The organism is Bordetella genomosp. 6 (assembly GCF_002119705.1).
GTDB lineage: Bacteria > Pseudomonadota > Gammaproteobacteria > Burkholderiales > Burkholderiaceae_B > Bordetella > Bordetella bronchiseptica_F.
In genome coordinates, this window is sequence record NZ_CP021107.1 from 865170 (window position 1) to 890179 (window position 25010).

24 protein-coding genes, 2 tRNA genes and 1 pseudogene are annotated in these 25010 nt (G+C 66.3%); 21 read left to right on the plus strand and 6 right to left on the minus strand.

What is annotated here, in order from left to right; all coding sequences use genetic code 11:
* Positions 1-276: 276 nt before the first annotated feature.
* The 6 genes from CAL11_RS04115 (at position 277) to CAL11_RS04140 (ending at position 6849) form a co-directional block, all read left to right on the plus strand.
* Positions 277-2502, plus strand: coding sequence for a glycoside hydrolase family 31 protein (locus CAL11_RS04115; RefSeq protein WP_086092230.1), 2226 nt, complete (start codon positions 277-279; stop codon positions 2500-2502).
* Between the two features lie 164 nt (positions 2503-2666).
* Complete coding sequence (locus tag CAL11_RS04120; protein WP_033467605.1) at positions 2667-3755, plus strand: methionine ABC transporter ATP-binding protein; 1089 nt, start codon at positions 2667-2669, stop codon at positions 3753-3755.
* The gene (locus CAL11_RS04125; RefSeq protein ID WP_033447981.1) at positions 3712-4365 is read left to right on the plus strand and encodes a methionine ABC transporter permease; all 654 of its coding nucleotides are present in this window, start codon (positions 3712-3714) and stop codon (positions 4363-4365) included. The genes CAL11_RS04120 and CAL11_RS04125 overlap by 44 nt, the downstream gene beginning before the upstream one ends.
* A gap of 48 nt (positions 4366-4413) precedes the next feature.
* On the plus strand, positions 4414-5211 hold the full coding sequence (locus tag CAL11_RS04130; RefSeq protein ID WP_033467603.1) for a MetQ/NlpA family ABC transporter substrate-binding protein: 798 nt from the start codon (positions 4414-4416) through the stop codon (positions 5209-5211).
* A 127-nt stretch (positions 5212-5338) separates the two neighbouring features.
* Positions 5339-5414, plus strand: a tRNA-Lys gene (locus tag CAL11_RS04135).
* A 280-nt stretch (positions 5415-5694) separates the two neighbouring features.
* A complete protein-coding gene (locus tag CAL11_RS04140; protein ID WP_208617571.1) occupies positions 5695-6849 on the plus strand; it encodes an iron-containing alcohol dehydrogenase in 1155 nt (384 codons plus the stop codon).
* Positions 6850-6906: 57 nt separating this feature from the next.
* Here the strand turns inward: CAL11_RS04140 and CAL11_RS04145 are convergent, their stop codons facing one another.
* Complete coding sequence (locus CAL11_RS04145) at positions 6907-7212, minus strand: putative quinol monooxygenase (protein WP_033467597.1); 306 nt, start codon at positions 7210-7212, stop codon at positions 6907-6909.
* 149 nt (positions 7213-7361) lie between these two features.
* Here CAL11_RS04145 and CAL11_RS04150 point away from each other — a divergent pair, with 149 nt between their 5' ends.
* From CAL11_RS04150 to CAL11_RS04185, 8 genes are read left to right on the plus strand one after another with little or no spacing between them, the layout of a single operon-like run.
* Positions 7362-7766, plus strand: a complete 405-nt coding sequence (locus CAL11_RS04150; RefSeq protein ID WP_033467594.1) for a hypothetical protein — start codon at positions 7362-7364, stop codon at positions 7764-7766.
* Positions 7763-9136 carry an MmgE/PrpD family protein gene (locus CAL11_RS04155; protein WP_086092231.1) on the plus strand — a complete coding sequence of 458 codons (1374 nt, stop codon included), beginning with the start codon at positions 7763-7765 and terminating at the stop codon, positions 9134-9136. Before CAL11_RS04150 ends, CAL11_RS04155 begins: the two co-directional genes overlap by 4 nt.
* Positions 9133-9999 (plus strand): carbohydrate ABC transporter permease, encoded by an 867-nt coding sequence (locus tag CAL11_RS04160; protein ID WP_086094509.1) that lies wholly within the window; start codon positions 9133-9135, stop codon positions 9997-9999. The genes CAL11_RS04155 and CAL11_RS04160 overlap by 4 nt, the downstream gene beginning before the upstream one ends.
* The gene (locus tag CAL11_RS04165; protein ID WP_086092232.1) at positions 9986-10813 is read left to right on the plus strand and encodes a carbohydrate ABC transporter permease; all 828 of its coding nucleotides are present in this window, start codon (positions 9986-9988) and stop codon (positions 10811-10813) included. The genes CAL11_RS04160 and CAL11_RS04165 overlap by 14 nt, the downstream gene beginning before the upstream one ends.
* A 10-nt stretch (positions 10814-10823) precedes the next feature.
* A complete protein-coding gene (locus CAL11_RS04170; RefSeq protein ID WP_086092233.1) occupies positions 10824-11951 on the plus strand; it encodes an ABC transporter ATP-binding protein in 1128 nt (375 codons plus the stop codon).
* 4 nt (positions 11952-11955) lie between these two features.
* Positions 11956-13218, plus strand: coding sequence for an FAD-dependent oxidoreductase (locus CAL11_RS04175; RefSeq protein ID WP_086092234.1), 1263 nt, complete (start codon positions 11956-11958; stop codon positions 13216-13218).
* Between the two features lie 41 nt (positions 13219-13259).
* A complete protein-coding gene (locus CAL11_RS04180) occupies positions 13260-14522 on the plus strand; it encodes an ABC transporter substrate-binding protein (protein WP_086092235.1) in 1263 nt (420 codons plus the stop codon).
* Between the two features lie 6 nt (positions 14523-14528).
* Positions 14529-15281, plus strand: coding sequence for a DNA-binding protein (locus tag CAL11_RS04185; RefSeq protein ID WP_086092236.1), 753 nt, complete (start codon positions 14529-14531; stop codon positions 15279-15281).
* A gap of 45 nt (positions 15282-15326) precedes the next feature.
* Here the strand turns inward: CAL11_RS04185 and CAL11_RS04190 are convergent, their stop codons facing one another.
* Positions 15327-15512 carry a hypothetical protein gene (locus tag CAL11_RS04190; protein WP_033467575.1) on the minus strand — a complete coding sequence of 62 codons (186 nt, stop codon included), beginning with the start codon at positions 15510-15512 and terminating at the stop codon, positions 15327-15329.
* 240 nt (positions 15513-15752) lie between these two features.
* On the opposite strand from CAL11_RS04190, the gene soxR reads away from it, so the two are divergent.
* A complete protein-coding gene (gene soxR / locus CAL11_RS04195; RefSeq protein WP_086092237.1) occupies positions 15753-16217 on the plus strand; it encodes a redox-sensitive transcriptional activator SoxR in 465 nt (154 codons plus the stop codon).
* 13 nt (positions 16218-16230) lie between these two features.
* On the opposite strand, the gene CAL11_RS04200 is transcribed toward soxR, so the two are convergent.
* Positions 16231-16692, minus strand: coding sequence for a YkgJ family cysteine cluster protein (locus tag CAL11_RS04200; protein WP_086092238.1), 462 nt, complete (start codon positions 16690-16692; stop codon positions 16231-16233).
* Between the two features lie 77 nt (positions 16693-16769).
* On the opposite strand from CAL11_RS04200, the gene CAL11_RS04205 reads away from it, so the two are divergent.
* Both CAL11_RS04205 and CAL11_RS04210 read left to right on the plus strand, forming a co-directional pair.
* Entirely contained in the window at positions 16770-17447 is a 678-nt protein-coding gene (locus CAL11_RS04205; protein ID WP_086092239.1) for a DNA-3-methyladenine glycosylase I, read from the plus strand.
* Between the two features lie 124 nt (positions 17448-17571).
* On the plus strand, positions 17572-19689 hold the full coding sequence (locus CAL11_RS04210; RefSeq protein ID WP_086092240.1) for an AsmA family protein: 2118 nt from the start codon (positions 17572-17574) through the stop codon (positions 19687-19689).
* Between the two features lies 1 nt (position 19690).
* Here the strand turns inward: CAL11_RS04210 and CAL11_RS04215 are convergent, their stop codons facing one another.
* Positions 19691-20311, minus strand: a complete 621-nt coding sequence (locus tag CAL11_RS04215; protein WP_086092241.1) for a TetR/AcrR family transcriptional regulator — start codon at positions 20309-20311, stop codon at positions 19691-19693.
* 103 nt (positions 20312-20414) lie between these two features.
* Between CAL11_RS04215 and CAL11_RS04220 the strand changes: the two genes are divergently transcribed.
* The 4 genes and pseudogenes from CAL11_RS04220 to CAL11_RS24635 all read left to right on the plus strand — a co-directional run bounded on the left by CAL11_RS04220 (position 20415) and on the right by CAL11_RS24635 (position 22095).
* Complete coding sequence (locus CAL11_RS04220) at positions 20415-21155, plus strand: 3-oxoacyl-ACP reductase family protein (RefSeq protein WP_086094510.1); 741 nt, start codon at positions 20415-20417, stop codon at positions 21153-21155.
* Positions 21156-21270: 115 nt separating this feature from the next.
* Positions 21271-21346, plus strand: a tRNA-Lys gene (locus CAL11_RS04225).
* 125 nt (positions 21347-21471) lie between these two features.
* Positions 21472-21716, plus strand: a pseudogene (locus CAL11_RS24630) (hypothetical protein).
* Between the two features lie 202 nt (positions 21717-21918).
* Positions 21919-22095, plus strand: coding sequence for an integrase core domain-containing protein (locus CAL11_RS24635; RefSeq protein ID WP_347876368.1), 177 nt, complete (start codon positions 21919-21921; stop codon positions 22093-22095).
* A 99-nt stretch (positions 22096-22194) separates the two neighbouring features.
* On the opposite strand, the gene CAL11_RS04245 is transcribed toward CAL11_RS24635, so the two are convergent.
* Complete coding sequence (locus tag CAL11_RS04245) at positions 22195-23838, minus strand: hypothetical protein (RefSeq protein ID WP_086092243.1); 1644 nt, start codon at positions 23836-23838, stop codon at positions 22195-22197.
* Positions 23835-25004, minus strand: coding sequence for a hypothetical protein (locus tag CAL11_RS04250; protein WP_244172909.1), 1170 nt, complete (start codon positions 25002-25004; stop codon positions 23835-23837). Before CAL11_RS04250 ends, CAL11_RS04245 begins: the two co-directional genes overlap by 4 nt.
* Between the last annotated feature and the right edge of the window lie 6 nt (positions 25005-25010).

Below are 25010 nucleotides of genomic sequence, written 5' to 3' on the forward strand. Positions count from 1 at the left end.
TCCGTCGCCGGCCACGCGCGGCCGAGTGGGCGCATAATCGGCCGGGGTTGCGGGCAAAATAGGGCCCGAAACACCGATATAAGCGGAACGATAGCGGTGATTGGCGATTTTGCGGGGGTTTGAAGTAAGTGACCGCTTAGGCCGCAAAATGGCGCCTGAATCGCCGTCCCTGGCATGCCGGCACCCTCAAAATGAAGGGGCGAGTTTATTTCAGGGCCCAAATCCGTCAAAATAGCGTCTTTTAATGGTTTTTTGGCTAAAGCCGGGGGATGCTCTGTGCCGCCGAAGTTCGACTTTGCTCATACTACCCAGCTCGACACCGTCGAGTTGTTGACGTCCCGCCCTAGCCGCATCGACTTCGACGCGGGCGACGGCTTGCATCTGGTAGTCGAAGCGCACGCGCCGGGCGTATACCGCCTGCGTTGTGGCGAGGCGAGTCTCCTCACCGATGAAAAATCCAGCGCGCGAGCGCGCGCCGTGGCTGAAATGTTGCTGGCGCGCCAGGAGGCCGTGGGCGAGGCGACGCTGTCGCCGCGCGACGATGGCGGCGGCTGGCGTATCGCGCAGGGCGATACGACGCTCGAGGTGCTCTCCGATCCCGTGCGCGTGAAACTGTATCGCGGCGACCAGGAAGTCTTTGCTTCCGAAGTGTCCGCGCATACGCCCGCGTTCGGTCATAACGCGCTCGACGAAACCGAGGAGGCCGTGTGGACCGTGGGCCTGGGCCTGGAGGGCGCCGAGCCCGTCTATGGCCTGGGGGAAACGCCGGGAGATCTCGACCGACGCGGCGAAGCCGTGGTGTCCGACGACCCCGAGCATCGCGCCCTGCCGCTGGCCTGGAGCCCGCGCGGCTGGGGCGTCTACGCCAACACGATGCGGCGCGTCGAGCACGCGGTGGGCCTGGAGCCCGCCGAGGGCGCCTATGTGCTCACCATCGACGACCCGGTGCTGGACCTGTTCCTGTTTGTCGGCGAGCCGGCCGAGATTCTCAACCAGTACACCGCGCTGACCGGCCGCGCCGGCCAGCCGGTGCTGTGGGCGATGGGCGCATGGCTGCAGCAGGCCGACGGCCAGATGCCGACCGAGACGGCGGCCCTGGTGGCGCGCCTGCGCGATCAGCAGATTGCGCTGGATGCCGTGACGCTGGCCTTGCCGGCGGCCTGGAGCTTCCAGGCCGACAAGCCGGTGCTCGAGTGGGACGCCCAGCGCTTTCCCGACGCGCGCCAGATGCTGGCGCTGTTCCACAAGCATCACGTCCATGTGGCGGCGAGCGGTTTTCCGGGCGTGCTGAAATCCAGCCTGTTGTTCGAGGAACTGGAAGACCGCGGCTGGCTGCTGACGCGCGACGACGGCAGCGCCCAGGTGTTCGACGGCAATGCCGCCACCGGCGGGCAGCCATACGGCCTGCTGGATCTGTCGTATCGGGACGCCTACGCGATGTGGGTAGAGCGGCATCGCCAGTTGATCGAGGACGGCCTGGACGCGCCGGCCTGCGACGCGCAGATTGCGATTCCCGACGGCGTGTCGGCCCGCAACGGCGAAACCGGCCCGGCGCTGCGCACCATGTATCCGCTGCTGGTCCGCCGCGCGCTCTTCGACGCGGTGGCCGGCCTGAAAGTGCCGCCGGAGGGCGTGGTGCCCAGCACCGACCTGTTCCCGGCGGCGCAGCGCCTGCCGTGGCAGGTGGGTCCGCGCGTCACCAACGACTGGGCCGGGCTGGAGCACAGCCTGCGCACCGCGTTGTCGATCGGCGCGAGCGGCGTGCCGGTACAGGTGCACGCGCTGGGTTCGGCGCGGGCGCCGCTCGAGGGCATGACTGCCGAGCTGTACCTGCGCTGGCTGGGCGCCTGCGTGCTGTCGGCCAACTTCAGCTTCCAGGGCGTCCCTGGCCTGCTGCCCGATGCCTTCGGCGAAGAAACCCTGGCGCACGCCCGCACCTGGATGCAGTGGCGCTACCGCCTGATTCCCTATGTGCTGGGCGCCATCGAGGACTCGGCGCGCACCGGCCTGCCGGTGCAGCGTTCGATGGCCATGTCGTTCCCGCACGACCCGCACGCGCATGCCTGGGACCTGCAATACCTGCTGGGGCCGGCCTTGCTGGTGGCGCCGGTGACGCAGCCCGGCAAGCAGGTGCGCGTCTACCTGCCCAAGGGCGACGCCTGGTGGGACCTCAACACCGGCCACCGCTACGAGGGCGGCACGACCTGGACGGTCGAGTGCGAGCTGGACCGCTACCCCGTGTTCGGCCGCGAAGGCCACATGCTCTGTCTCGGCCCGGCCGCGCAGCACACGGGCGAGTTCAATTCGGCGCGCATCCTGGACGAGGTCTGGATGTTCGGCATGCCTGTCCATAATCCGGTGGTCATGCGCAATAAAATCCGCGTAATGCAAATGCAGGGATCCAGCTATATCAAGGGGCTGGAAGGACTGCGCATCCTGCCTTCCGAAGGGCTGGAAGTGAAGCGCCGCGGCGCAGAAGTCCGCATCTCGCGCGCTCGTTGACGCCTGCCGGGCCTGGCGCCCGGCGCGTTCCCTTCCGACCCGATGCATCGCCGGCCCATTGCCGGCGCGCATCGGGTCTTATCCATTTTATATAACTGACAGTTATAAAAAGAGGAATAAACAGTCGTTCGCTTAAGAAGAGCGGCGATTCACAATCGCATGCCATGATTCATATCGAAAATCTATCCAAGACGTACGCCACCCCGCATGGCCGCTTCGAAGCGCTGCGGGGCATCAACCTGCACATCCAGCAGGGAGAGGTGTTCGGCATCATCGGGCCGAGCGGCGCGGGCAAAAGTACGCTGGTTCAATGCATCAACCTGCTCGAGCGCCCGGACCAGGGCAGCATCGCCATTGGCGGCCAGGCCCTGGTGGGGCTGGGCGAGGCGCAACTGCGCAACCAGCGCCGCCGCATCGGCATGGTGTTCCAGGGCTTCAACCTGCTGGCGCGCCGCACGGTGTACGGCAACGTGGCCCTGCCGCTGGAAATTGCCGGCGTGGCGCGCGCCGAGATTCCCGCCAAGGTCGAGCGGCTGCTGGCGCTGGTCGGCCTGGAGCACCTGCGCGACCGCTATCCCAGCCAGATCAGCGGCGGACAGAAGCAGCGCGTGGGCATCGCGCGCGCCTTGGCCAATGACCCCGACGTGCTGCTCAGCGACGAGGCGACGTCGGCGCTGGACCCCGAGACCACCCACAACATCCTGGCGCTGCTGCGCGACATCAATCGCAAGACCGGCGTCACGGTGGTGATGATCACCCACCAGATGGAAGTGGTGCGCGAGATCTGTGACCGGGTCGCCGTGCTGTCGCATGGCGAGGTGGTGGAGCTGGGCAGCACGCGCGAAGTGTTCGCCGCGCCCCGGCACGAAGTCACCCGCGCCATGGTCTCGGCCGCCACCGCGTCGGACCTCAGCGAGGCCACCCTGGCCGCCGTCAAGCAGCGTATCGACGCGCTGGCGGCCGCCGAGCCCGGCCGCGCCGTGCGCCTGTGGCGCCTGTCGCTCAAGGGCGTGGCCGCCGGCGAGCCGCTCTGGTCGGACCTGGCGCGCGAATTCGCGCTGGACGTCAGCCTGGTGCAGGCGCGCGTCGAGGATATCCAGGGCGTGGCCGTCGGCACGCTGTTCGTACTGGCGCAAGGCGCGCCGCATGCGGTCAAGGACGCGCTCGCCGCGCTGGCCGCCCGTGAAATCACTGTAGAAGAAATCGCCCATGAGCCCGCAACTGATCGACCTGCTTATCACGTCGCTGCATGAGACCCTGCTGATGGTCGGCGTGTCCGGCGCCATTTCGGTGGTGGTCGGCATTCCGCTGGGCGTGCTGCTCATCGTCACCGGACGCGGTGGCATGCTGCAGAACCTGGCGGTCAACCGGGTCCTGGCGGCTGTCGTCAACGGCACCCGCTCGGTGCCTTTCATCATCCTGATGGTGGCCATCATCCCGTTCACCCGCCTGCTGGTGCAGACCTCCATCGGCACCACCGCGGCCATCGTGCCGCTGGCGGTGGCGGCGATTCCCTTCATGGCGCGCGTCGCCGAGAACGCCATGCGCGAAGTGGACCCGGGCCTGATCACCGCGGCGCGCGCCATGGGCGCCTCGCCCTTGCAGATCATCTGCAAGGTGCTGCTGCCCGAGGCCCTGCCGGGCCTGGTGGCCGCCACCATCGTCACCATCGTCAGCCTGATCGGCTACTCGGCCATGGCCGGCGCCATCGGCGGCGGGGGCCTGGGCGACCTGGGCATCCGCTATGGCTACCAGCGCTTCCTGCCTGAAGTCATGCTGGCCGTGGTGGTCGTGCTGATCGCGCTGGTGCAGGTCGTCCAGAGCCTGGGCGACTGGCTGGTGCGCCGCATGTCGCACCGCTGAACCTCGCTGGATCCTTTTTCCTCACTCCGTATCTGGGAATATCGCAACATGAGCACCAAGTTCCTGAAAACCCTCGCCGCGTTCGCCCTGGGCGCCGCCGTCTTCGCGCAGCCCGCGCTGGCGCAGGACAAGCCGCTGAAGATCGGCGTGACCGCCGGCCCGCACGCGCAGATCTTCGAGGTGGTCAAGGAGGAAGCGGCCAAGCAGGGCCTGAACATCCAGGTCATCGAGTTCTCCGACTACGTGCAGCCCAACGTGGCGCTGGCCTCGGGCGACCTCGACGCCAACAGCTACCAGCACCAGCCGTACCTGGACAACGCCAATGCCGACCGCGGCTACAAGCTGGTCAGCATCGCCAAGACCGTGATCTTCCCCATCGGCATCTACAGCAAGAAGATCAAGAACCTGAACGAGCTGAAGGACGGCGCGCGCATCGGCATCCCCAACGACCCCACCAACGGCGGCCGCGCCTTGCTGCTCCTGCAGGAACATGGGCTGATCAAGCTGCGTCCGGAGGCCGGCCTGAAGGCCACGCCGATCGATGTGGTCGAGAATCCGCGCAAGCTGCGCTTCATCGAACTGGACGCCGCCCAGCTGCCGCGCTCGCTGGACGACACCGACGCCTCCGCCGTGAATACCAATTTCGCGCTGGAAGCCGGCCTGGATCCGAGCAAGGATGCGCTGGTGCGCGAATCGGCTGAATCGCCCTATGCCAACGTGCTGGTGGTGCGCGAGCAGGACAAGGACCGCGCCGACTTGCGCAAGCTGGTTTCCATCTACCAGAGCGCGCCGGTCAAGGCGTTCATTCTCGGCAAGTACAAGGGCGCCGTGGTCGCCGCCTGGTAAGCCCGCGCGGCACGCATCCGGCCTGGCCGGGTTCGCATCCAGCCAGGCCGTCCTCGGGCGGCCTGGTTTTTTCACCCGGCCGTTTTGACACGAGGCTGGAAATCCGTCATAATTCCTGGCTTCGGTCGGGTCGTTAGCTCAGTTGGTAGAGCAGCGGACTTTTAATCCGTTGGTCGCGCGTTCGAGTCGCGCACGACCCACCAACCAGATTCAGCAAGCACTGTTGGCAAGCAACGTCAGCAAGAAAAAAGCCGCTCACAGGAGCGGCTTTTTTCATTTGGCGCGCCTGGTTGTTTCACGCCCGCCGCCTTCTTCCAGTCTTGGATCGCGATTTGCCGGAACGCGGTTTCCCGACAACTGGGAAACCGCCGTACCCGCCTGCCTGCGAGGTCCCGCGGCCTGCTAAGCTGGTTTTCCGGGTCGCGCCGCGCCGGGCGGATGCCGTGCGTCGGCGCGCGGACTCTCCAGCCTGTTCTGATCGAGGTGGCGATGTTTGAGTTCTGTACGCATGCGAGGACGTTGGTCGGCCGTGGCGCCAGCGACGCCCTGGGAGAGACGCTGGCGGCCCGATGGGGGGCGAGCCGTGTCCTGCTGGTGACGGACGGGGCGCTGGTTTCACTGGGCCTGGCGGGCCGGCTGCGCGACGCGCTGGCCGGCGCGGGCCATACGGTGGCCATGTTCGACGAGGTCGTCGCGGACCCGCCGGAGTCGGTGGTCGAGCGCGCCATCATGGCGGCGCGCGATGCCCGGGCCCAGGTGATCGTGGGCTTTGGCGGGGGGTCTTCGATGGACGTGGCCAAGCTGGCTGCCGCGTTCGCCGGTACGGCGCAGGACTTGCGCCAGGCCTATGGCATAGGCCGCGTCGCCGGGCCGCGCTTGCCGCTGGTGCAGGTGCCGACCACGGCGGGCACCGGCTCGGAGGCCACGCCGATCGCCGTCGTGACGACGGCCGATGGCGCCAAGGCCGGCGTCATCTCGCCGGTGCTGTATGCCGACCTGGCCGTCCTGGACGCCACGTTGACGCTGGGCCTGCCCCCGGCCATCACCGCGGCGACGGGTATCGACGCCATGGTGCACGCGACCGAGGCATACACCAGCCGCGTGCTCAAGAATCCCATCTCCGATGCCCTGGCGCGCGAAGCGCTGCGGCTGCTGTTTCGCGCGTTGCCTGTCGCCTGCCGCGACGGCGGCGATCTGGCGGCGCGGCAGGACATGCTGCTGGGCGCGATGCTGGCGGGCCAGGCGTTCGCCAATGCGCCGGTGGGCGCCGTGCATGCGCTGGCCTATCCGCTGGGCAGCACATTCCATGTGCCGCATGGGCTGTCCAACTCCCTGGTGCTGGGGCCGGTCCTGCGGTTCAACTCGCTTCGCTGCGAGACGCAGTACGCGGAGCTGGCGGACGTGATCCTGCCGGGGCATGCCGGCGGCGCATCGGAGAAGGCCGCGGCATTCGTGCAGGCGATGGCCGAGGTGGCAGGGACGCTTGAACTGCCGACGCGGCTGGCGCAGGTGGGCGTTACGGCGGCGGACATCCCGGCGCTGGCCGGGCAGGCCCTGCAGCAACAGCGCCTGCTGGCGAACAATCCGCGCGATGTCACGCTGGCCGACGCCACGCGGCTCTACGAAGAGGCCTTCTGACGCCGCCGGCGTCGCGCGCACCGCCGTCGCGGCGGTGCGCGCCGACCCGTGGCGGCGCTAGCTGTCAGGGGTGACCATGTGGCTTTCGACCTCGCGCCTGGCCAGCAGGGGAATGATCTGGCCGATGCCGATTGCCTGGAAATGCGCGGTCTTGCGATGCTCGTCCAGGCCGTGCATGTCGCGATACTTCTCCAGGATGACGAAGTGGCACGGATCGCTTCCCGACTGGAAGTACTCGTAATACAGATTCGCCGGTTCCGTGCGGGTGTGCTGCGCCAGCTGGGCAAGCAGCGCGCCGACCTGGTCCTGGGAGCCCGGCTGGGCATGGTAGTGCGCGATGACCTGCAGATAGGGTTGGGACATAGGGGTACCTTCGGTAGGGAGCGGGGTCAGGCAGGTCCGGCGTGGCAAAACAAATAACCTTAGCAGGAGGGCGAGGCCAGTCCTATAGGGGAGTAACCGCGGTTTCATGGAAATTCCCAGAAACTGCGAAACTTTCGCCGCGCGCAATTGTGCCGTGTCGCGTTGTCCCCAATACTCCGGCCATCTTTTGCCAAGGGAAACGCGTCATGTTCTTCGAAGAGATAGAAAGAATCCGCAGTGCCTTGCAGCGCAGCGGACGTAAATACCTGACACCCAGGCTGGAGGCCGTTCTGGGCACGGTCTACCAGCTCAAGCGCGGCGAAGAGTCCGTGTTCCTGTGCGTGGAGCCGCCCATGGTCGCGCGTGAGCACGCGCACCGGCCCCATTGCACGATCGAGCTGGGCACGGACGACTGGGGCACGGTGCTCAGCGGCGAGCGTTCCATCATGAGCAAGGTGCTGGCCGGGAAGTGCGGTTTCCTGAAGCACGAACGTCGCTACATCATGCATTTCTCCATGTTGCTGCAGGCCGTCCTGCTCGAGGAAAAACAATGAACAGCTCGGCTCCCCTCATCGATTTCGCCCATGACCTGCGCTACGAGGATATTCCCGTCCACGTGCGGTCCATCGTGCGGGAACAGATCATCGCCACGGTAGGCTCGATACTGGGCGGCGCGCAATTGCCGGTCGCGAAGTCCTTCGAAAACGCCATCCAGACGACGTTCGGCCGCGGTGAAAGCTCGGCCTTCGGCGCGGGCACGGGCATGTCCGCCGCTTCGGCGGCGCTGTACAACTCGGGCCTGGCGCAGATCCTGGACTGGGAAGACTGGGTGCTCATCAGCCACGTCGGCGCCGCCGTCGTACCGGTGGCATGGGCGCTTGCCGAAGAGCGCGGCCTGCGCCTCAACGACGTGGTCGCCGCGGTGACGGTCGGCAATGAGATCGCGGGCCGTACGTCGCGGGCGATCCAGCGCGGCGCCTATCTGGGCAATGGCCTGCCCAACCATCAGATCGAGTTGCCGCTGGTGGCCGGCCGGCTGCTCGGGCTGGACCGGCGGCAGCTGGGCTATGCCTTGGGCCATAGTTGCTACATGGCGATGGAAAACTGCCCGGTGGGCTGGACGAGCGATTCCAAGCTGCTGGTCAACGGGCTGCCCGCGATGTGGGCCATCGCCTCGGCCAACATGGCCCAACAGGATATCGTGGGCCGCGGCGACATCGTGGAACACCCGGCGGGCTATCTGGCCACGGTGTCCGAGTCGATCGACTTCAAGGAGCTGACGCGCGATATCGGCGTCAAGTGGTACACCGAAACGCTGTCGACCAAGAAGCACGCGGGTTGCGCGTACAACCTGCCGGCGGCCGAGTGCGCCATGTCGATCCGCGACGAGATCGCGCCCGAGGACGTGGAGCGGATCGTGGTCGAATGCAGCACGGCCACGCTGTACGTGGGCGGCCGCTACGACGATTTCGAACCCGGCATCCTCGACGCCTACGAGCAAGGGCTGCTGACGCACGTGGGCCTGTGTTTCGACACGAAGTTCTGCGTTGCCGCCGCCTATGTCCATGGCGATCTCATCCACGAACAATACCTGGTCGAGAACGCCACCGACGCGCGCGTCAAGGCCCTGTACGGCAAGATCAGCCTGGTTCCCAGCGCCCGGCTGCAGAAGGCGCAGTTCCAGGACTTCAAGTACGGCGCGACGGTGACCGTCCACGCCCGGGACGGGCGCACGGCGACCAGGACCGTCGAGCAGATGCTCGGTGGCTACGACCGTCCTTTCGACCATGCCACCAAGCTGGCCGATGGCGCGCGTGGCCTGCTGGCGCCCGAGGCGGTCGACCGCATCGTGGCGCGCTTGCGCGACGAGACGGCCAATCCGCTGGCCAGCGAGATCTCGAAACTGATCAACGGCGCGCCATGAAAGAGAACCGGCTGGGAATGCTGCTGCTCAGCCCGGCGCTGGTGGTCCTGACAGCGCTGGTGATCGTCCCCTTGCTTGCCACCATTGCGTTCTCGTTCTTCGACCTGAGGCTGGGCGAGTCGAGCGCGCAGTTCATCGGCTTGCGGAACTACGGCGAACTGCTGGCCAGCGAGCAGTTCTGGCGATCGCTCAGGATCACTTTCCTGTGGATCGTGCTATCGGTCATTCCCCAGCTGGCGCTTGGCACCGTCATCGCGGTGCTGCTCGACCGCGTCACCCGGTTCAAGGCGTTCCTGCGCGGCGCGATCTTCCTGCCCTGGGTGATACCCGTCGCGGTGGTGGCGTACATGTGGCAATGGCTGCTGACGCCGGAGACCGGCCTGGTCTCCGGCATCGCGGGCGGCGCGGGGCTGGACGGGTTGGCGCGGTTTCCGTTCCTGTCCTCGCCCGACACGGCATTCGCGACGGCGTTGATCGTGAGCGCATGGCGCGGCATTCCGTTCGTCGTCATCATGGTCTTCGCGGCCCTGCAGGGCATCAGCGACGAGGACTATCACGCCGCCAGGGTTTCGGGAGGCAATTCGATCCAGTGTTTCGTCTACGTGACGCTGCCCTATCTCAAGGGCCTGCTGCTCATTCTCGCCGTCATCCGCACGATGCAGATCGCCAACAACTATTCCCTGATGGCCTTGCTGACCAACGGCGGACCGGCGGACAGCACCCGCATCCTGCCGTTGATGATCTACGAACTGGCCTTTCGGGAGTTCGCGCTGGGCAAGGCTTCCGCCCTGGGCGTCATCGCCCTTGCGCTGACCTGTCTGTGTATCGCTTTCATGATGAGACGACGCCATGCGGATAATTGATCGATTCCCGCTTCCGGCCGCGGTGGCGTGGCTGGTCGGAGCGGTGCTGTTCGTTCCGATCGCCTGGATGGTGCTGACCGCGATCCGGCCGGAACACGAGCTCTACCAGGTGCCCTTGCGCATCCTGCCCGGCGCGCTCGACATGGCCAATATCCAGTCGGCCTGGTACGAGAAATCGTTCGGCCAGTTTTTCTTCAACAGCGCGGTCAACTCGGTGCTTTCGGTGCTGTTCTCCATGCCGATCGGAATCCTGGCCGGCTACGCCTTCTCCCGGTTCGAGATCCGCCACAGCAAGTACTACCGGGCCTATGTGCTGTTCGCGTACATGGTGCCCATCATCATCCTGGTCGTGCCGTTCTACCTGATCGCGGTCTGGCTGAACATCTACAACACGCGCATGGGCCATGTGCTGGGGCTGTCCACCTATGCCATACCGTTCGCGACCTGGGTCATGATCGGGTATTTCGAGCAATTGCCGAAGGAGGTGGAACATTCCGCCGCCATCGATGGCGCGGACCGGCTCAAGACGCTGGTCTACATCCTGGCCCCGATGATCAAGCCTGGCGTGGTCGCCACGGCCTTGCTGACGTTCATCCTGGCCTGGGACGATTACATCTTCGCGCTCATCCTGCTCGATTCGGAGACCCTGCGAACCCTGCCGCTGGCGATCGGATACCTGTCGTCCGACTATGAACTGACCGACGGCCTGATGATGGCGATGGGAACCATCACCACGCTGCCGATCCTGCTGCTTTTCGTCTTCTTCCAGAAGTATTTCGTTGGCGGAATGACTTCGGGCGCCGTCAAAGGATGAGAACCATTCCATGAAGTCTGCAAGCACTGCAATCGAGCTGAACTCGGTATCCAAGTCGTACGGCGGCTCGCCCATACTGGATGATATTTCCGTGGCGATCGCGCCGGGGGAGTTCGTGGTGATACTTGGCGAGTCGGGGTGCGGCAAGAGCACGCTGCTCAAGATCATCGCCGGCCTCGAGCAACCCACGGCCGGAACCGTTCGCATCGGCGACGAGGTCATGACGGACGTAGCGCCGAAGGACCGGCGCCTGGCGATGGTTTTTCAAAGCTACGCGCTGTATCCGCACCTGAAGGTCTGGGAGAACATCTCCTTTCCCATCAAGATGAGCCTGTGGAAGTATGCGTACTCGCTGCCCTTGCTTGGCCGGCTGTTCCCGAAGCGCAAGCGTATCCTCAGGACCATGCGCGAGGCCGCCGAGCGGGCGGCCGGCAAAGTCCGGCTGACGCCCTTGCTCGACAGGAAGCCGCGCGCGCTGTCGGGCGGGCAGCGGCAACGCGTGGCGCTGGCCCGGGCCATCGTCGATGGCAGGGAAATCTGCCTGATGGACGAGCCGCTTTCCAACCTGGATGCCCAGCTGCGGGCCTCGACGCGGCGCGAGATCGCGGACCTGCACCGCGACCTCGGGCACACCATTGTCTACGTGACCCACGACCAGACAGAGGCCATGACGATGGGCACGCGGGTCATTCTCATGCGGGAAGGGCGCATAGAGCAGGATGGCGCGCCGGCCGAGCTGTACGAGCAGCCGGCCACGACGTACGCGGCCGAATTCCTTGGCTCCCCGCGGATCAATTTCCTGCGCGTGGCGAGCGAGCGGTTCTCCCAGGCCGCGGCGCGGGACGTCGTGACGCTTGGCGATGGACGTTGCCCGCTAGATCCGCGCGGCGATCTGCTGATCGGAGTCCGGCCCGACCACCTGGAGATCACGCCCGACGCCAATGGGGAGTTCGTGTTTCTCTCTTCCGAGTATCTCGGAGGAAAGACCATTGTTTCCCTCAGGCGCGAGGCTGGCGAGATGATGGTCCAGGCCTTCGGCCCGGACCGGCTCGACCGGACGCAGCGCTACAGCGTCCGCTTCGAGGGCAAGCATGCGATGTGTTTCGACCCGCAAAGCGGAAGGAGGATACGTGAGTAGGAACATGGATAGCCCACACGGCAGGTATGACCTGATCGTCGTGGGCGGCGGCACCAGCGGCGCCTTCGCGGCCATAAGCGCGGCCCGCAGGGGGCTGCGCGTGGCGCTCGTCGAGGCATCCGGGATGCTGGGCGGAACGCTGACGCAGGTGACCCTGGGCGGCATCTGCGGCGCTTGGACGGGCGCTGCCCATACCCAGGTCGTGCATGGCCTGTTCGACGAGTTTGTGCACGCGATGCGCAAGGCGCAGGCCTGCGATGGCCTGTACTCGTACGGCCATGTCACGGCCTTGCCTTACGAGCCGGTCAAGGTGCGGTATCTGCTGGATCAATTCCTGCCGCCCAACGTCACGACATTCTTCCATTCGCGGCTGTTCGCGGTCGACATGGAAGGCGAGCGGATCGCGCGCATCCACCTGGCAGGCGTGGAAGGCCCGTTCTCCCTCGCGGCGCGCGCGTATGTCGACGCGACCGGCAACGCCTCCCTGGCGGGCCTGTGCGCGACGCCCTTGCGCCGCGGCGAGAACGGCACCGTGCAGGCGGCATCGTCGATGTTCCGGGTGATCGGGGCGGAAGTGGACCCGCGCGTGCGCGACGTGCGCACGGAAATCAAGCAGGCCATCGAGAAGCACAATGCCGGCGGCCAGGCGGAGGCGTTCAAGCGCAGCGCCGTCGCGGTCTATGTGCATCCCGACCAGCGGCTGCTGCACTTCAATGCGACCAGGGTGTATTTCGAGTCGACCGCCGACGATGCGCTGGCCGCCGCGCTGGACATGTCCCGGGTGGAGATGGAGGCGCGCAAGGAAGCCTTCCGGCTGGTCGAGCTGCTGAAGCGGGAGGTGGACGGCTTCGCCAATATCGAGATCGTCGACCTGGGCTCGTCGGTGGGCGTGCGGGATTCGCGCAACATCGTCAACGACCATCCCCTCACCGAAGCCATGGTGCGTGACGGAGACAAGCCGGCCAACTCGGTTGCCTATTCGGCCTGGCCGATCGAGTTCCACGGCTCGAACACGCAGACGCACTGGGAGCCCCTGGAGGGCGACCGCTACTATGGCATTCCCTACGAATCGTGCCTGCCGCAGGGAGTCCGGAACGCCCTGGTCGTCGGCCGCGCGATCAGCAGCACGCCATTGGCGCAGGCGTCCTGCCGGGTCACCGCGCCGTGCATCCAGATGGGCGAGTCGGCCGGGATCGCGGCCCATGAGCTTGTTGCCGGCTCTTCCCGGGCGGCATTTTCCGAGCTGGCCTCCATGAAGTTCATATAGACAGGCGTCGACCTGTCTCAACCAGAATCGTCGAAGGGGACATGATGAAACGCGTTGCTTCACTGCTGGTGTCGTCGCTGCTGTATTCCGGCTGTGCGATGGCTGATGGTTCCATCGTTGTATGGATGACGGACTCCCGTCCTGGCTACAAGAAATGGCTCGAAACGGAGGCTGCCGCGTTCAAGGCGAAGCAGCCCGGCGTCAAGGTCAGCGTGGTGCAGATGTCTCCCAATGACGCCTACCTCAAGATTCCCGCCGCGGCGGCGGCGGGCGGCTTGCCCGATGTCATCTGGACGACCTATGGGCTGGCGCCGTGGCTGGACGGGATGAAAGGCGGAAAACTGGCCGATGTGTCGGACCTCATCGACCGGCTGGGGAAAGACCGCTTCGACGAGGACGCGCTCAAGCAATGGAGCTATCGGGGCGCGGTGGCCTGCGTGCCGGTGGCGCGCACGCCGACCTATCTGATGTACCGGGCCGATCTTTTCAAGAAGGCCGGGCTGGCGGCGCCGGAGAGCTGGGACGATGTGATCCGCGCGGCGCAGAAGCTGAATGATCCCGCCAATGGCAAGTACGGCATCGCCATGCCCGGCAAGACCGATTTTTCGCCACGCTTCGCCTACGGCATGATTCTGTACTCCATGGGCGGCAGCACGTTCGACGCGCAGGGCAACCCCATCTTCGAGTCTGCCGCGTCCATCGATGCGCTGAAGGTCTACAAGCAGTTGTACGCCTACTCGCCGCCGGGGTCGTTGAATTTCGGCTTCTCGGAAATCCAGCGCGCGCTGGCGCAGGGCAGGGTGGCCATGACCATCTCCAACCCCTCGTCCATGGCGACGTTCCAGCGCACCAACCGCGACGAGGGCTCCACCCTGGCCCTGGCCTTGCCGGGCAAGGTGAACCGCACGATCCAGAACCAGCGCGGCTGGTGCATCGCCGACGGCAAGAACAGCCAGACCGCCAAGGCGTTCGTCGAGCATCTGTTCTCCACCAACTCGTTCGCGGCCTACCTGGAGGCCGCCTCCATCAGCTCGTTTCCGGTCTACCACGACCAGGCGGCGTACGGGCAATTCCAGGCCTCGAACGAGACGGTCAAGCGCTTTCCCGATGCCACCGATTTCATTCGCCGCCATACGGACGGCACCATGCCGGGGATCGACGGGGTAGGGCTGACGCCGAAGTCCGGCGACCTGATCAGTTCCGGCCAGATCGAGAGCGCCATCAACAAGATGCTGGCCAACGACATGTCCGAGCAAGAGACTGCGGCAGCGATGCAGAAAGAAACGCTGCGGCTGCTGAACTGACCGGACATGGCGCCATTTTCGATCTGCGTGTCGATACTGCTGCTGGTCGGTGACAGCAACCGTGCCGGCGTGACGGCCCGCTACGTCAGCGAGCAGCTCGGCCTGTCGCTATCGACGGCGTATCGCTGGATAGACATGCTGCGGCAGTCGGGCCTGATCGTCCGCCACCCCAGTACGCGCAAGCTGCACCTGGGCCCCCTGGCGTTCGATCTGGGGGTGCAGGCGGTCGCGCGTCCGTACGTGCCGCCCGCCATCGAGGAGGTGCTCAAGCCGCTCGCCATACAGCACGCATGCCGCCTGCACCTGGTTCGCTGCTCGGGTGACTATTCGGTCCTGCAGCGGACCTACTTCGACGTGGCCGAGCTGGAGATCGTGCCGAGCAAGGTCGCGGTCATGCGGCTGCTCGGCATCGGTCCCGCCGGGGTTTGCCTGCTGTCGCGCTGGCCCGACTACGAAATAGACCGCTACCTGGTGCGCAATCAGGACGGGTTGCTTGCCGCCGGCTACCAGGGGTCGGACATCCGCGAGCGGGTCCGGCAATGCCGCAAGCAGGGTTGTTTCGTGACCCGGAGTGTGCTGACGCCCGGCTATACGGCCGTGGCCATCGATTTCGAGGTCGACGGGGTGGTCTACGGGGTCAGTGCGGCCTCCGCCGGCAACGAGGGCGGCAAGCAGTTCCGTGCCATACGCGAAGCCCTGGATTGGGCGCGGGCGTCGCTGACGACCCAGGCGGTCCCGGAGTACGCGTTGGACGGATAACGGCAGCCGCGATGGCTGGCGCGCCGATGCCGGCCTGGGCGGTTTCTACGACACGTTGCTCCAGGCGCGCACCTGTTCGTGCTCGATTGCATCGTACGGCCGGCCGGATGCGTTGGCGCCGGCGCGCGCCGCTTGACGCGAGCGCGGCGCCTGCCGCGGGGCCATCGGCTCGGCGACGGGCGGGGCTGGCTGCTTGCCCGGGCGGGAGGCGGTGCGTACGGGTTCGGACATGGGTACTCCTTGGTGTGGCGGCGCGGCGCATGGCGCTGATGCGCAAGGCATTAGGATCGGCCGATCAGGCATAAGTTCATTACGCCGTGGCGACTTCCGGTGTATCGACGACGCACACCAGTATGGACCCTGAAGCTGGCTTGAGGTCAAGGGCAAAGCCCCTGCGCATCTTGGGGTTGTGGACGCCCGGCGCGGGCGCGCTGTTAGCATTTGCGCGATGACGCAGACTTGGGGTTGGTGATGACGCGATCCGCGAAAGCCGTCCGGCGTCCGGACTTGCTGTCGGTGGGCGAGGTGGCCGAGCGCACCGGGCTGGCCGTATCGGCCCTGCATTTCTACGAAGCCAAGGGGTTGATCGCCAGCACGCGCACGGCCGGCAATCAGCGCCGCTACGCGCGCGCCGTATTGCGGCGGGTGGCCGTGATACGCGTGGCGCAACGCATGGGCCTGCCGCTGGCGGCGATCGCGCAGGCGCTGGCCACCTTGCCGACCTCGCGCGCGCCCACCGTGGCCGACTGGCGGCGCCTGTCGCGCGCGTGGCGCCAGGAACTGGACGAGCGCATCCTGGGGCTGACGCAATTGCGCGACCAGCTCGACGGCTGTATTGGCTGCGGCTGCCTGTCGTTGCGGGAGTGCCCGTTGCGCAACCCCGACGACGCCATGGCGCGCCTGGGCGCGGGGCCGCATTTTCCGCCGCCCGAATGACGCCGTGGCGCGCTTACGCCGCGCGTGGCTGGGTCGGGGTGGCGGGACCTTCGGGGTCGTTCTCGGCGTCGGGGCGCGGCGCCAGCGCGGCCAGCCCCAGGGCGAGACGCAGGCGCTGGCAGTCCGGGTTGGGCGTGCCGTCCGGCTGCCATACCGAGAACTCGCGGCACGGCGTGGGCCGCTGCTCATAGATGGCGCACAGGATGCCAGGCCGGCCCGGTTCGCCGCGCAGCGCGACGCAGCGTCCGCCGCCGGCCTCGGTGCCTTTCATGCAGACGCGCAGCGGGCCGATCTGGGTGACCAGCTCCTGCGGGACCTGGCCGCCGTGGACGCCATCGACTTCGCCAAAATAGAACGACACCCGGAAATGGGCGCAGCAGGCGCCGCAGCTCAGGCAGGGGTTGGCGTCGTCGCTGCCGACGACCAGGGAGACGGGGACGGGAGCCTGGGTGAGCGAGAGAGGGGGGATCGTCATGGCGGCGAAGGCGCAAGCGCCGGGGGGGCCGGAAGGCAGCGATCTTAGCAGGGAGGGGCGGGAATTTTCCAGAAGATTTGCTAGCATCGGTGGTTCCGGAACTTGCCTTTCTGTCTGCCCGCCTCATGGACCCTCGTACCGATTTTGCCGACGGCCTGACCCGCTGCGGCTGGCTGGATCATTCCGTCGATTATGTGGCCTACCACGACCACGAATGGGGCCGACCGCAGGCCGACGATCGCGCCCTGTTCGAGCAGCTGTGCCTGGAGGGCTTCCAGTCCGGCCTGAGCTGGCGCACCATCCTGAACAAGCGCGCGGCCTTCCGGCGCGCCTTCGCGGACTTCGACATGGAACGGGTGGCGGGTTTCGACGAGCGCCGGGTCGAGGCGCTGTTGCTGGACGCCGGCATCGTGCGCCACCGGGGCAAGATCGAGGCGGTGATCAACAATGCGCGGCGCGCCCTGGCCTTGCGCGACCGGGAGGGTTCGCTGGCGGCATTCTTCTGGCGCTACGAAGCGCCGCCGCGCGGCGCCGACGCCCCTTTCGAGGTGCTGGCCTCCACCGCCGAGTCCGAGGCCCTTTCCAAGGCGCTCAAGAAGCAGGGCTGGTCTTTCGTGGGGCCCACCACCGTCTATGCCTTCATGCAGTCGGTCGGCATGGTCAACGACCATCACCCCCTGTGCCATCATCATGCCGCCTGCGAGCAGGCGCGTTACCGCTTCCAGCGTCCCGATCGAGAGGCGCCGAGTACGTAAGGCAGTATTGCCGGCTGTATCCCGATGGTGCGCCGGCCTTTGCGCCCGGGCATGCCTGCGCTACCCTAGTTGAAGGATAAACAGCCTGGTCCGCTCCACGTGGCCAGGCAAAGGGATCCGCGGGATGACGCGCAAGAAGAAGATTTTCCTGGGTCTGGCCGGCGCCGTGGTGGTTGTGCTGGCCGCCGTGCTGGTGATTCTGGCCACGCTGGACTGGAATCGCCTCAAGCCAATGATCAACGAGCAGGCGAGCGCCGCGCTGGGCAGGCCGTTCGCCATCCAGGGCGACCTCAGCGTGCAATGGGCGCGCGAACCCGGGCAGGGCGGCTGGCGCGGCTGGGTGCCCTGGCCGCATTTCGTGGTCCATGATGTCGCCATCGCCAATGCCGTCTGGGCCCGCGATCCCAACCTGTTGACGCTGCGCCGCGGCGAGTTCCGCCTGGCGCCCTTGCCGCTGCTGCGGCAGCGCGTGGTCATCCGGCGCATCCAGTTGAGCGGCCTGCGGGCCGACCTGCAGCGCCGCGCCGATGGCGTGGCCAACTGGGAATTCACCATGCCGGATACGGGCGAGCCCTCGCCCTGGAAGGTGGATATCGACGCGATCGGCTTCGACCAGGGGGCCATCCGCTATGCGGACGCCATTGTGCAGGCCGACCTTGACGTGCTGGTCGACCCATTGGGCAAGCCCGTGCCGTTCGCCGAACTGGCCGGGGCGCCAGCCGCCGACGGCGCCGCGGACCAGCCGGCCGGCAAAGCGGACAGCGGCAAGGCGGACAGCGGCAAGGCGGCGGACGCCGCGGCCGCGCCGCCCGACTACGCGTTTGGCTGGCAAGTGAACGGCCGCTACAAGAACCTGCCCCTGGAAGGGACGGGCAAGGTCGGGGGCATGCTGGCGCTGCGCGACGCCCGCCAGCCGTTTCCGGTGCAGGCCGAGGTGGCCATCGGCTCGACCAAGGTCGCGGTGGCGGGCACCCTGACCGACCCCATGAACCTGGGCGCGCTGGACCTGCGCCTGAAGCTGGCCGGCGCTTCGATGGCCAACCTGTATCCCCTGACCGGCGTGACCTTGCCCGATACGCCGCCGTATTCCACCGACGGCCACCTGGTGGCCCGGCTGCAGGACCCCAACGGCGCGCGCTTCGAATACCGCGGCTTCAACGGCAAGGTCGGCGCCAGCGACCTGCACGGCGACATCACCTTCGCCTTGCGGCAACCGCGCCCCAAGCTGAGCGGCAAGCTGTCTTCGCGCCTGTTGCGCATGGCCGACCTGGGCCCGCTGATCGGCGTGCAATCGGGCGGCGCCAAGTCCGTCAAGGCCGAAGGCGAGAAGGCCGTCGCGCAACCGGCGGACAAGGTCCTGCCGGTACAGGAGTTCCGCACCGACCGCTGGCGCGTCATGGATGCCGACGTGGAATTGCGCGGCGAACGCATCCTGCACAGCGACACGCTGCCCATCAGCGACCTGACCGCGCATGTGCAGCTCGACGACGGCGTGCTGACCCTGGCGCCGTTGCGTTTCGGCATGGCGGGCGGCAGCCTGGACACCACGCTCAAGCTGGACGGGCGCCAGGCGCCCATGAATGGCAACGTGCGCCTGGCCGTGCGGCGGCTGCGCCTGAAGCAGCTTTTTCCGAACGTGCAGGCCATGCAGAAGGCGCTGGGCGAGGTCAACGGCGACGTGGCGCTCTCAGGCCAGGGCAACTCCGTGGCGGCCCTGCTGGGCAGCGCCAGCGGCGAGACCAAGCTGCTGGTCAACGACGGCGTGATCAGCCGCGCGCTGATGGAGATCGCCGGCCTGAACGTGGGCAACTACGTGGTCAGCAAGCTGTTCGGCGACGACGAGGTCAAGATCAATTGCGCCGCGGCCGACATGGGCATGACGCGCGGCGTCATGACGCCGCGCGTGTTCGTGATCGACACCGAGAACGCCATCGTCAACATCACCGGCTCGATCGACTTCCGCAAGGAACTGCTCAACCTGGATATCGATCCCGACAGCAAGGGCTTTCGCCTGTTCTCGCTGCGCTCGCCGCTGTACGTCAAAGGCAGCTTCAAGAAGCCCGACGCCGGCGTGCATGTCGGACCGCTGGCCGCACGCGGCGCCGGCGCGGTGGCCCTGGGCATACTCCTGACGCCGGCCGCCGGCCTGCTGGCGCTGATCGCGCCCAGCACCAGCGACGACAATCACTGCGCCACCCTGCTGACGGAGATGCGCAAGCCTGCCCAGGCGCCGCGCCGCTAGCTCAGCGGGCGGCGGCGGGCGGGCGCGCCAGCGCGTCCCAGGCGTGCATGGCCTGCCGCGCCACGGCCTGCAGCGCGGCGCGATCGGCGCCATCGCGGGCCTGGATCGACATGCCATGCAGGACGGTGGCGTAGAAGGCCGCCAGGGCGGCCAGGTCGGCATCCGGGCCGATCTCGCCGTCGCGGCGTCCCTGCTCCAGCCGCTGCAGGATCAGGGCCTGCATATTGCGGCGGTGCTCGCACAGCCAGCCGCGCACTGGCGCATGCTGCGCCGGGCCCGCGGTGGCGCCCAGCACCATCAGGCAGCCGGGCGGCTTGCCGTCCAGCGTGCAGGTCTGCGCGCCGGCCCGCAGCATGCCCTCGATGGCGGCGCGCGCGTCGGGCGCCTCCAGCAGGGCGCGCCGCGTCCGCGCGCCCTCGGTGTCGGCGTAGCGTTGCACCGCTTCGCGGAACAAGGCCTCTTTCGAGCCGAACGCCGCGTACAGGCTGGGCGCATTGATGCCCATGGCCGACGTCAGGTCGGCCAGCGAGGCCCCTTCATATCCCTTGGACCAGAAAATTTCCATTGCCTGGCGCAGCGCTTCGGTCCGTTCGAAGCTGCGCGGGCGACCACGTTCTGCCATGCCTGGATTCTACCCGTGGGGCCCGCTGTCGCCAGGGTATTGACAGACTGGGTGACCCGCCTTCATTATATATGTATCGATCACTACATAAATGGAGCTGGCCATGGCCGCACTCGACGGAAAAGTTGCTTTCATCACCGGCGCAAGCCGCGGCATCGGCGCGGCCATCGCGCGCCGCCTGGCGGCCGACGGCGCCGATATCGCGCTGACCTACGTCAGCGCCGCCGACAAGGCCCACGCGCTGGTGGAAGAACTGCGCGCCGCCGGCCGGCGCGCCCACGCCTACGCCGCCGACGCGGCCGATGCCGGGCAGGTCCGCGAAGCGGTGACCCGGGCCGCCGCCGACCTGGGCCGCCTCGACATCCTGGTCAACAACGCCGGCATCTTCCTGGCCGGGCCGCTCGAGGACATCTCGGCGGACGATTACGACCGTTCCATGGACATCAACGTGCGCGCCGTGTTCGTGGCCACCCAGGCGGCGCTGCCCCACCTGGGCGAGGGCGGGCGCATCGTCAATATCGGCAGTTGCCTGGCCGGGCACACCGGCCGGCCGGGCGTGGCCCTGTACGCGGCCGGCAAGGCCGCCGTCGCGGCCTTCACGCGCGCGCTGGCGCGCGACCTGGGCCCGCGCGGCATCACCGCCAACGTGGTGCACCCCGGGCCCATCGACACCGACATGAACCCCGCCGGCACCGACAAGGCCGCGGCGCTGGTCCAGATGCTGGCCGTGCCCCACTATGGCGAGCCGGCCGACATCGCCAACATGGTGGCCTACCTGGCCGGGCCCCAGGCGCGCTACGTCACCGGCGCCGAACTCTCAGTCGATGGCGGCTACGCCGCCTGAAGGCAAAGAAAACCGGGCGCGGCTGGACAGGTCCGAAAATTCGTGTACAATGCGCCCTCTTGCAATTGCATCAGTACTGCAACCGGCTGGCCCGGAATGACAGGCAGCAATCGCCGGGCTGTTAGCTCAGTTGGTAGAGCAGCGGACTCTTAATCCGTAGGTCGAGTGTTCGAGCCACTCACAGCCCACCATGATTTGTAAGGCCGTTAGTGATAGTAGTCACTAACGGCCTTTTTGCTTTTCGGCTTCATGTAGGCGCTGTGCAGGCATTCTGAGTCTGCATCGATCAATTCAGGTCATGGTGAGGCGGTAGGCGATGCCCGAACATGGAACACGAACGGAGCCGGGTGGCAGTGACGAAAGCAAGAGCGCGCTGGTGCTGGGCATTATTCAAGGCAAGACCATCGTGGCCGAGGCCAGCCCCCAGTACGACCTGTCGCCCTCGGAAGTCGAGCAGTACGAATGTCATCTCAAAGACCTTCAAGAAGCGTACGGCGAGGCGATGCTGGAGCCACGCGCGAGAAAAAACTGCAGTCCCTGCTGGACGAGGACGAGAAGTGATCGAGACGATCCGCCAGGGACTGCAAGCCGACGGCATCACCGTCTCGATCGCCAAGCTGTGCCGCTGGTTCAACGTGCCGCGGCGCACGGTCTACTATCCGACAACGGGTTGGTCTGCACGTCTCGCAGCTATACCGCGTTGGTGCGAGGCTACGGGCTGCGCCAGGATTTCATCACGCCGCATTGCCCGCAGCAGAACGGCATGATCGAACGCGTGATCCGCACGTTGAAAGAACAATGCGCACATCGGCATCGCTTCGAGACCATCCACCACGCCAGCCGCGTCGTAGGGGACTGGATACGCTTTTACAACCGCTGGTGCCCGCACCGGGCGCTTGGCATGAAGACTCCGGCTCAGGCATTTGCATTAGCCGCTTAACCTGAGCAGGTTCCGCTGGGTCATTACATTCGACAGGAATGACACCTTCCGCCATTTTTAAAAGGCCTTGCAACGCATCGAGTTGCAAGGCCTTGGTTTTTAGAGCCGGAAGTAGGACACGCCGCCAATCGACAGTTCGCGCCCGTCGTAGCTGCAGGCGACAGTGCCGCCGGGCATGCGGGTACGCTGCATTTCATTGCCCGCCGCATCGCGGTAGACGGCTTCGTCGTAGTCGAACGTCATCTTGGAATCAGTGCTCGTCCAACGGAAATCGACGTCAAAGGTATAGGCGCGCGCGCCACCATATGTTTTTTGCCAGAAATGCCCGCGTCCGCCGGCATCGAAAGACACCTTGCTCAAACCCGTGGTGGTGGAAAACCGGCCCTCTACCCGCGCGCAACCGCTGGCCGCTCGCGCGGCATTCGATAGTTGCGGGCGATCGAGTTTGCCGTCGACGGCGGGCGCGTCCTGATGACGGGCCTGGTTTTCCTGGGCGGCGGCAACCGCCGCGGCAAGGCCTTGTTTACTCATGGGATCGGTTCGCGAGGCCGGCTGGGTTTGCCGGGCAACCTCGGCCAACTCGCGCGCCTGCGCAACCTCACGCGCTGTCGCGGCCTGCCGCGCCTTGTCGCGACGCTTGTATTGCGCAAGAGAAGCCTGTCTTTCGCCCTCGAAATAAGCGCAGTTGACGGCGCGGCCGCTCGGCGCGGTGCATTCGTACTCGCCGTCAAACGCCGACTCGTCGATGCCCGGCACATCGTGAACCACCGTACCGTCGGGCAACGTCAAATCTCCGTTGCCTGTCGGCTGTCCATTGCTCACCTTGCCTGTCCACGTCCTGCCATCGGTCAGGGTCAACTTGCCTGTGTCGGGTTCCGTGCCGGTATAGCCGCCCTGGAAAACACGGCCGTCCGGAAAACGCATGACGCTGCCCTCGGCCAGGCTCCTGCCCTGCCAGCGGCCCGCCACTTGCCGGCCGTCGTCAAATACCGGTACGCCCTCGAAACCGCTTCGCGCACCCGGCAATGCCTGGGCATTTTCGAGGCGAGCCACGCGAGACTGGGCTCGGAAGAGCTCCAGCCTGCCCGTACCGCGGGCCTGTCCATCGCTCCTGGGGCCATGCCAGCGTCCCTCCAGACCGCCGTCGAATATCAGACGAAACGGGCTGAAAGTCTGCGCCAGACCCAGGTCCCGGGACAGCGCCAAGGACTCGGCAAGACGTTTCAGGGCATCTTCGCCATGCAGGACTAGAACGTCGTCCGTCACGACGCCTAAGTCCACATGGATGACAGTGTGCCTTCCGGCCTCGACCGTCACCCACTGGGACAAGCGTGTATCGCCACGCAAAGACACCCGGACCTGGTATTGATCAGGCCACAAGGTCAGCTTGAGGTGATAGCCCAACCTGGCATCGGACTGCAAAGGGATGAAGCCAGCCGTGGACCTGGCCGCCAAGGCCTCGAAACGCCAACCCTCCGTACCCCAGGGGGAATCGGGCAGAACGAAATGCAGGAAACCCGGCGCGAGAGGATCCTCGGCGGATTCGTCGGCAGGGCCAGCCGACGAATCCGCCACGGAAGTCCCGGGAGCCGGCGGGGCCTCGACCGCCGCATCGCTTTGAGGCGCGGGCGCAAAGGCATCGCGCACGCTGGTCGCCATATTGGTCAGCGTTTCGCACCCCGAAAGCGCCAGGCTTGCCAAGGCTACCAGGGCCAACCGCCGCGCGGCATGGATGATATTCATTCGACGCACTGCGGCGAACCGCAGCCCTGTGCGCATTGCCGCGCGACTTGTTCAAACTCGCCCACCAGATTGCAAGCGTAGACGCGCGCCATTTCCTGCTTGGCCGCGAGGCAGGAAGCGCTTTTGTATGGAATGGGCACCGTGCTGGAATGCCCCGCCGGGCAGGTGACACGGTATTGCTGGGTGCGTTCGGCGCCGCCGCGGGCGGGCGTATTGCCGGCGGACGCAACCGCGGCTCCGCCTGGCGTGCTGGGCGCGTATGCGCCTCGGCCACTTCGCGCGATGGCGGCCAGCGCCTGTGTTTGGCCGTCGGTCATCACGTCCTGGAACAAGGCCGCGCCGATCTGGGCGACATCCGCCCCGGGAATATCGGCCGACGACAAAATCAAGCCACCCAGGCCCAGCGCCAGCAAGGCCCCGAATCCGTCGCCGCCGCCAGAGGCCTCGGCTTGCCGCCGCTGGCGCTCCGACTCGCGGAAAGACGCCACCTGATCGGCGTAGCGCTGCTCCATTTGGGCAAGATAGGCAGGCGTGGCCCTGGTGAATTTCAACGCGTGATTGCCATTGCCAAAATCCGCCACGTAAATGCCATGTTCCCGCACGCCATCGTGACGGACAAAGGTGCCAATCATCACGTAAGACCCCGTGCGAATGGCCGGGTCGGTCAATTCCAATTCCTGGTCAAGCTTGCTGGGCGCCTGCAGGAACATGTTGAAATCACCCTGGTACTGCCCATTGAATCCAGCCGGCGCCTGGTTCAAGCCCGATGCGGGACCGAGGTAGGTGGATGCCGGCGAGGAATGATACGTACCTTTGTGATAGGTGAGCGCCAGTTTATGGGTATATGCATCGCGCACCAGGCTCATTTGCCCGTCAAAGCGATCAAAGTCGCCGCGAACGCGCACCCCCTCGAACAGCGATGTATCCCCTGAGCGCATGCGGTACGCCAGCATTTCATCGGCAACGGTTTCCAGCGCTGCGTTGTTTGCCTTCTCTTGCCTGAACTGCTGATTGAAGGCAGCGAGGCGAGCATTGTCGTCCGCCTCAAGCTTGGCTCGTTCCGCGGGCGCATAACCCGCGTAAGGGTCGTGGTCCCCCATGCAACCGGCCAATACGCCGCACGCCAGCAGGATCAGTCCCGTGCTGATTCTGTTCTTATATTGCATTGTCAT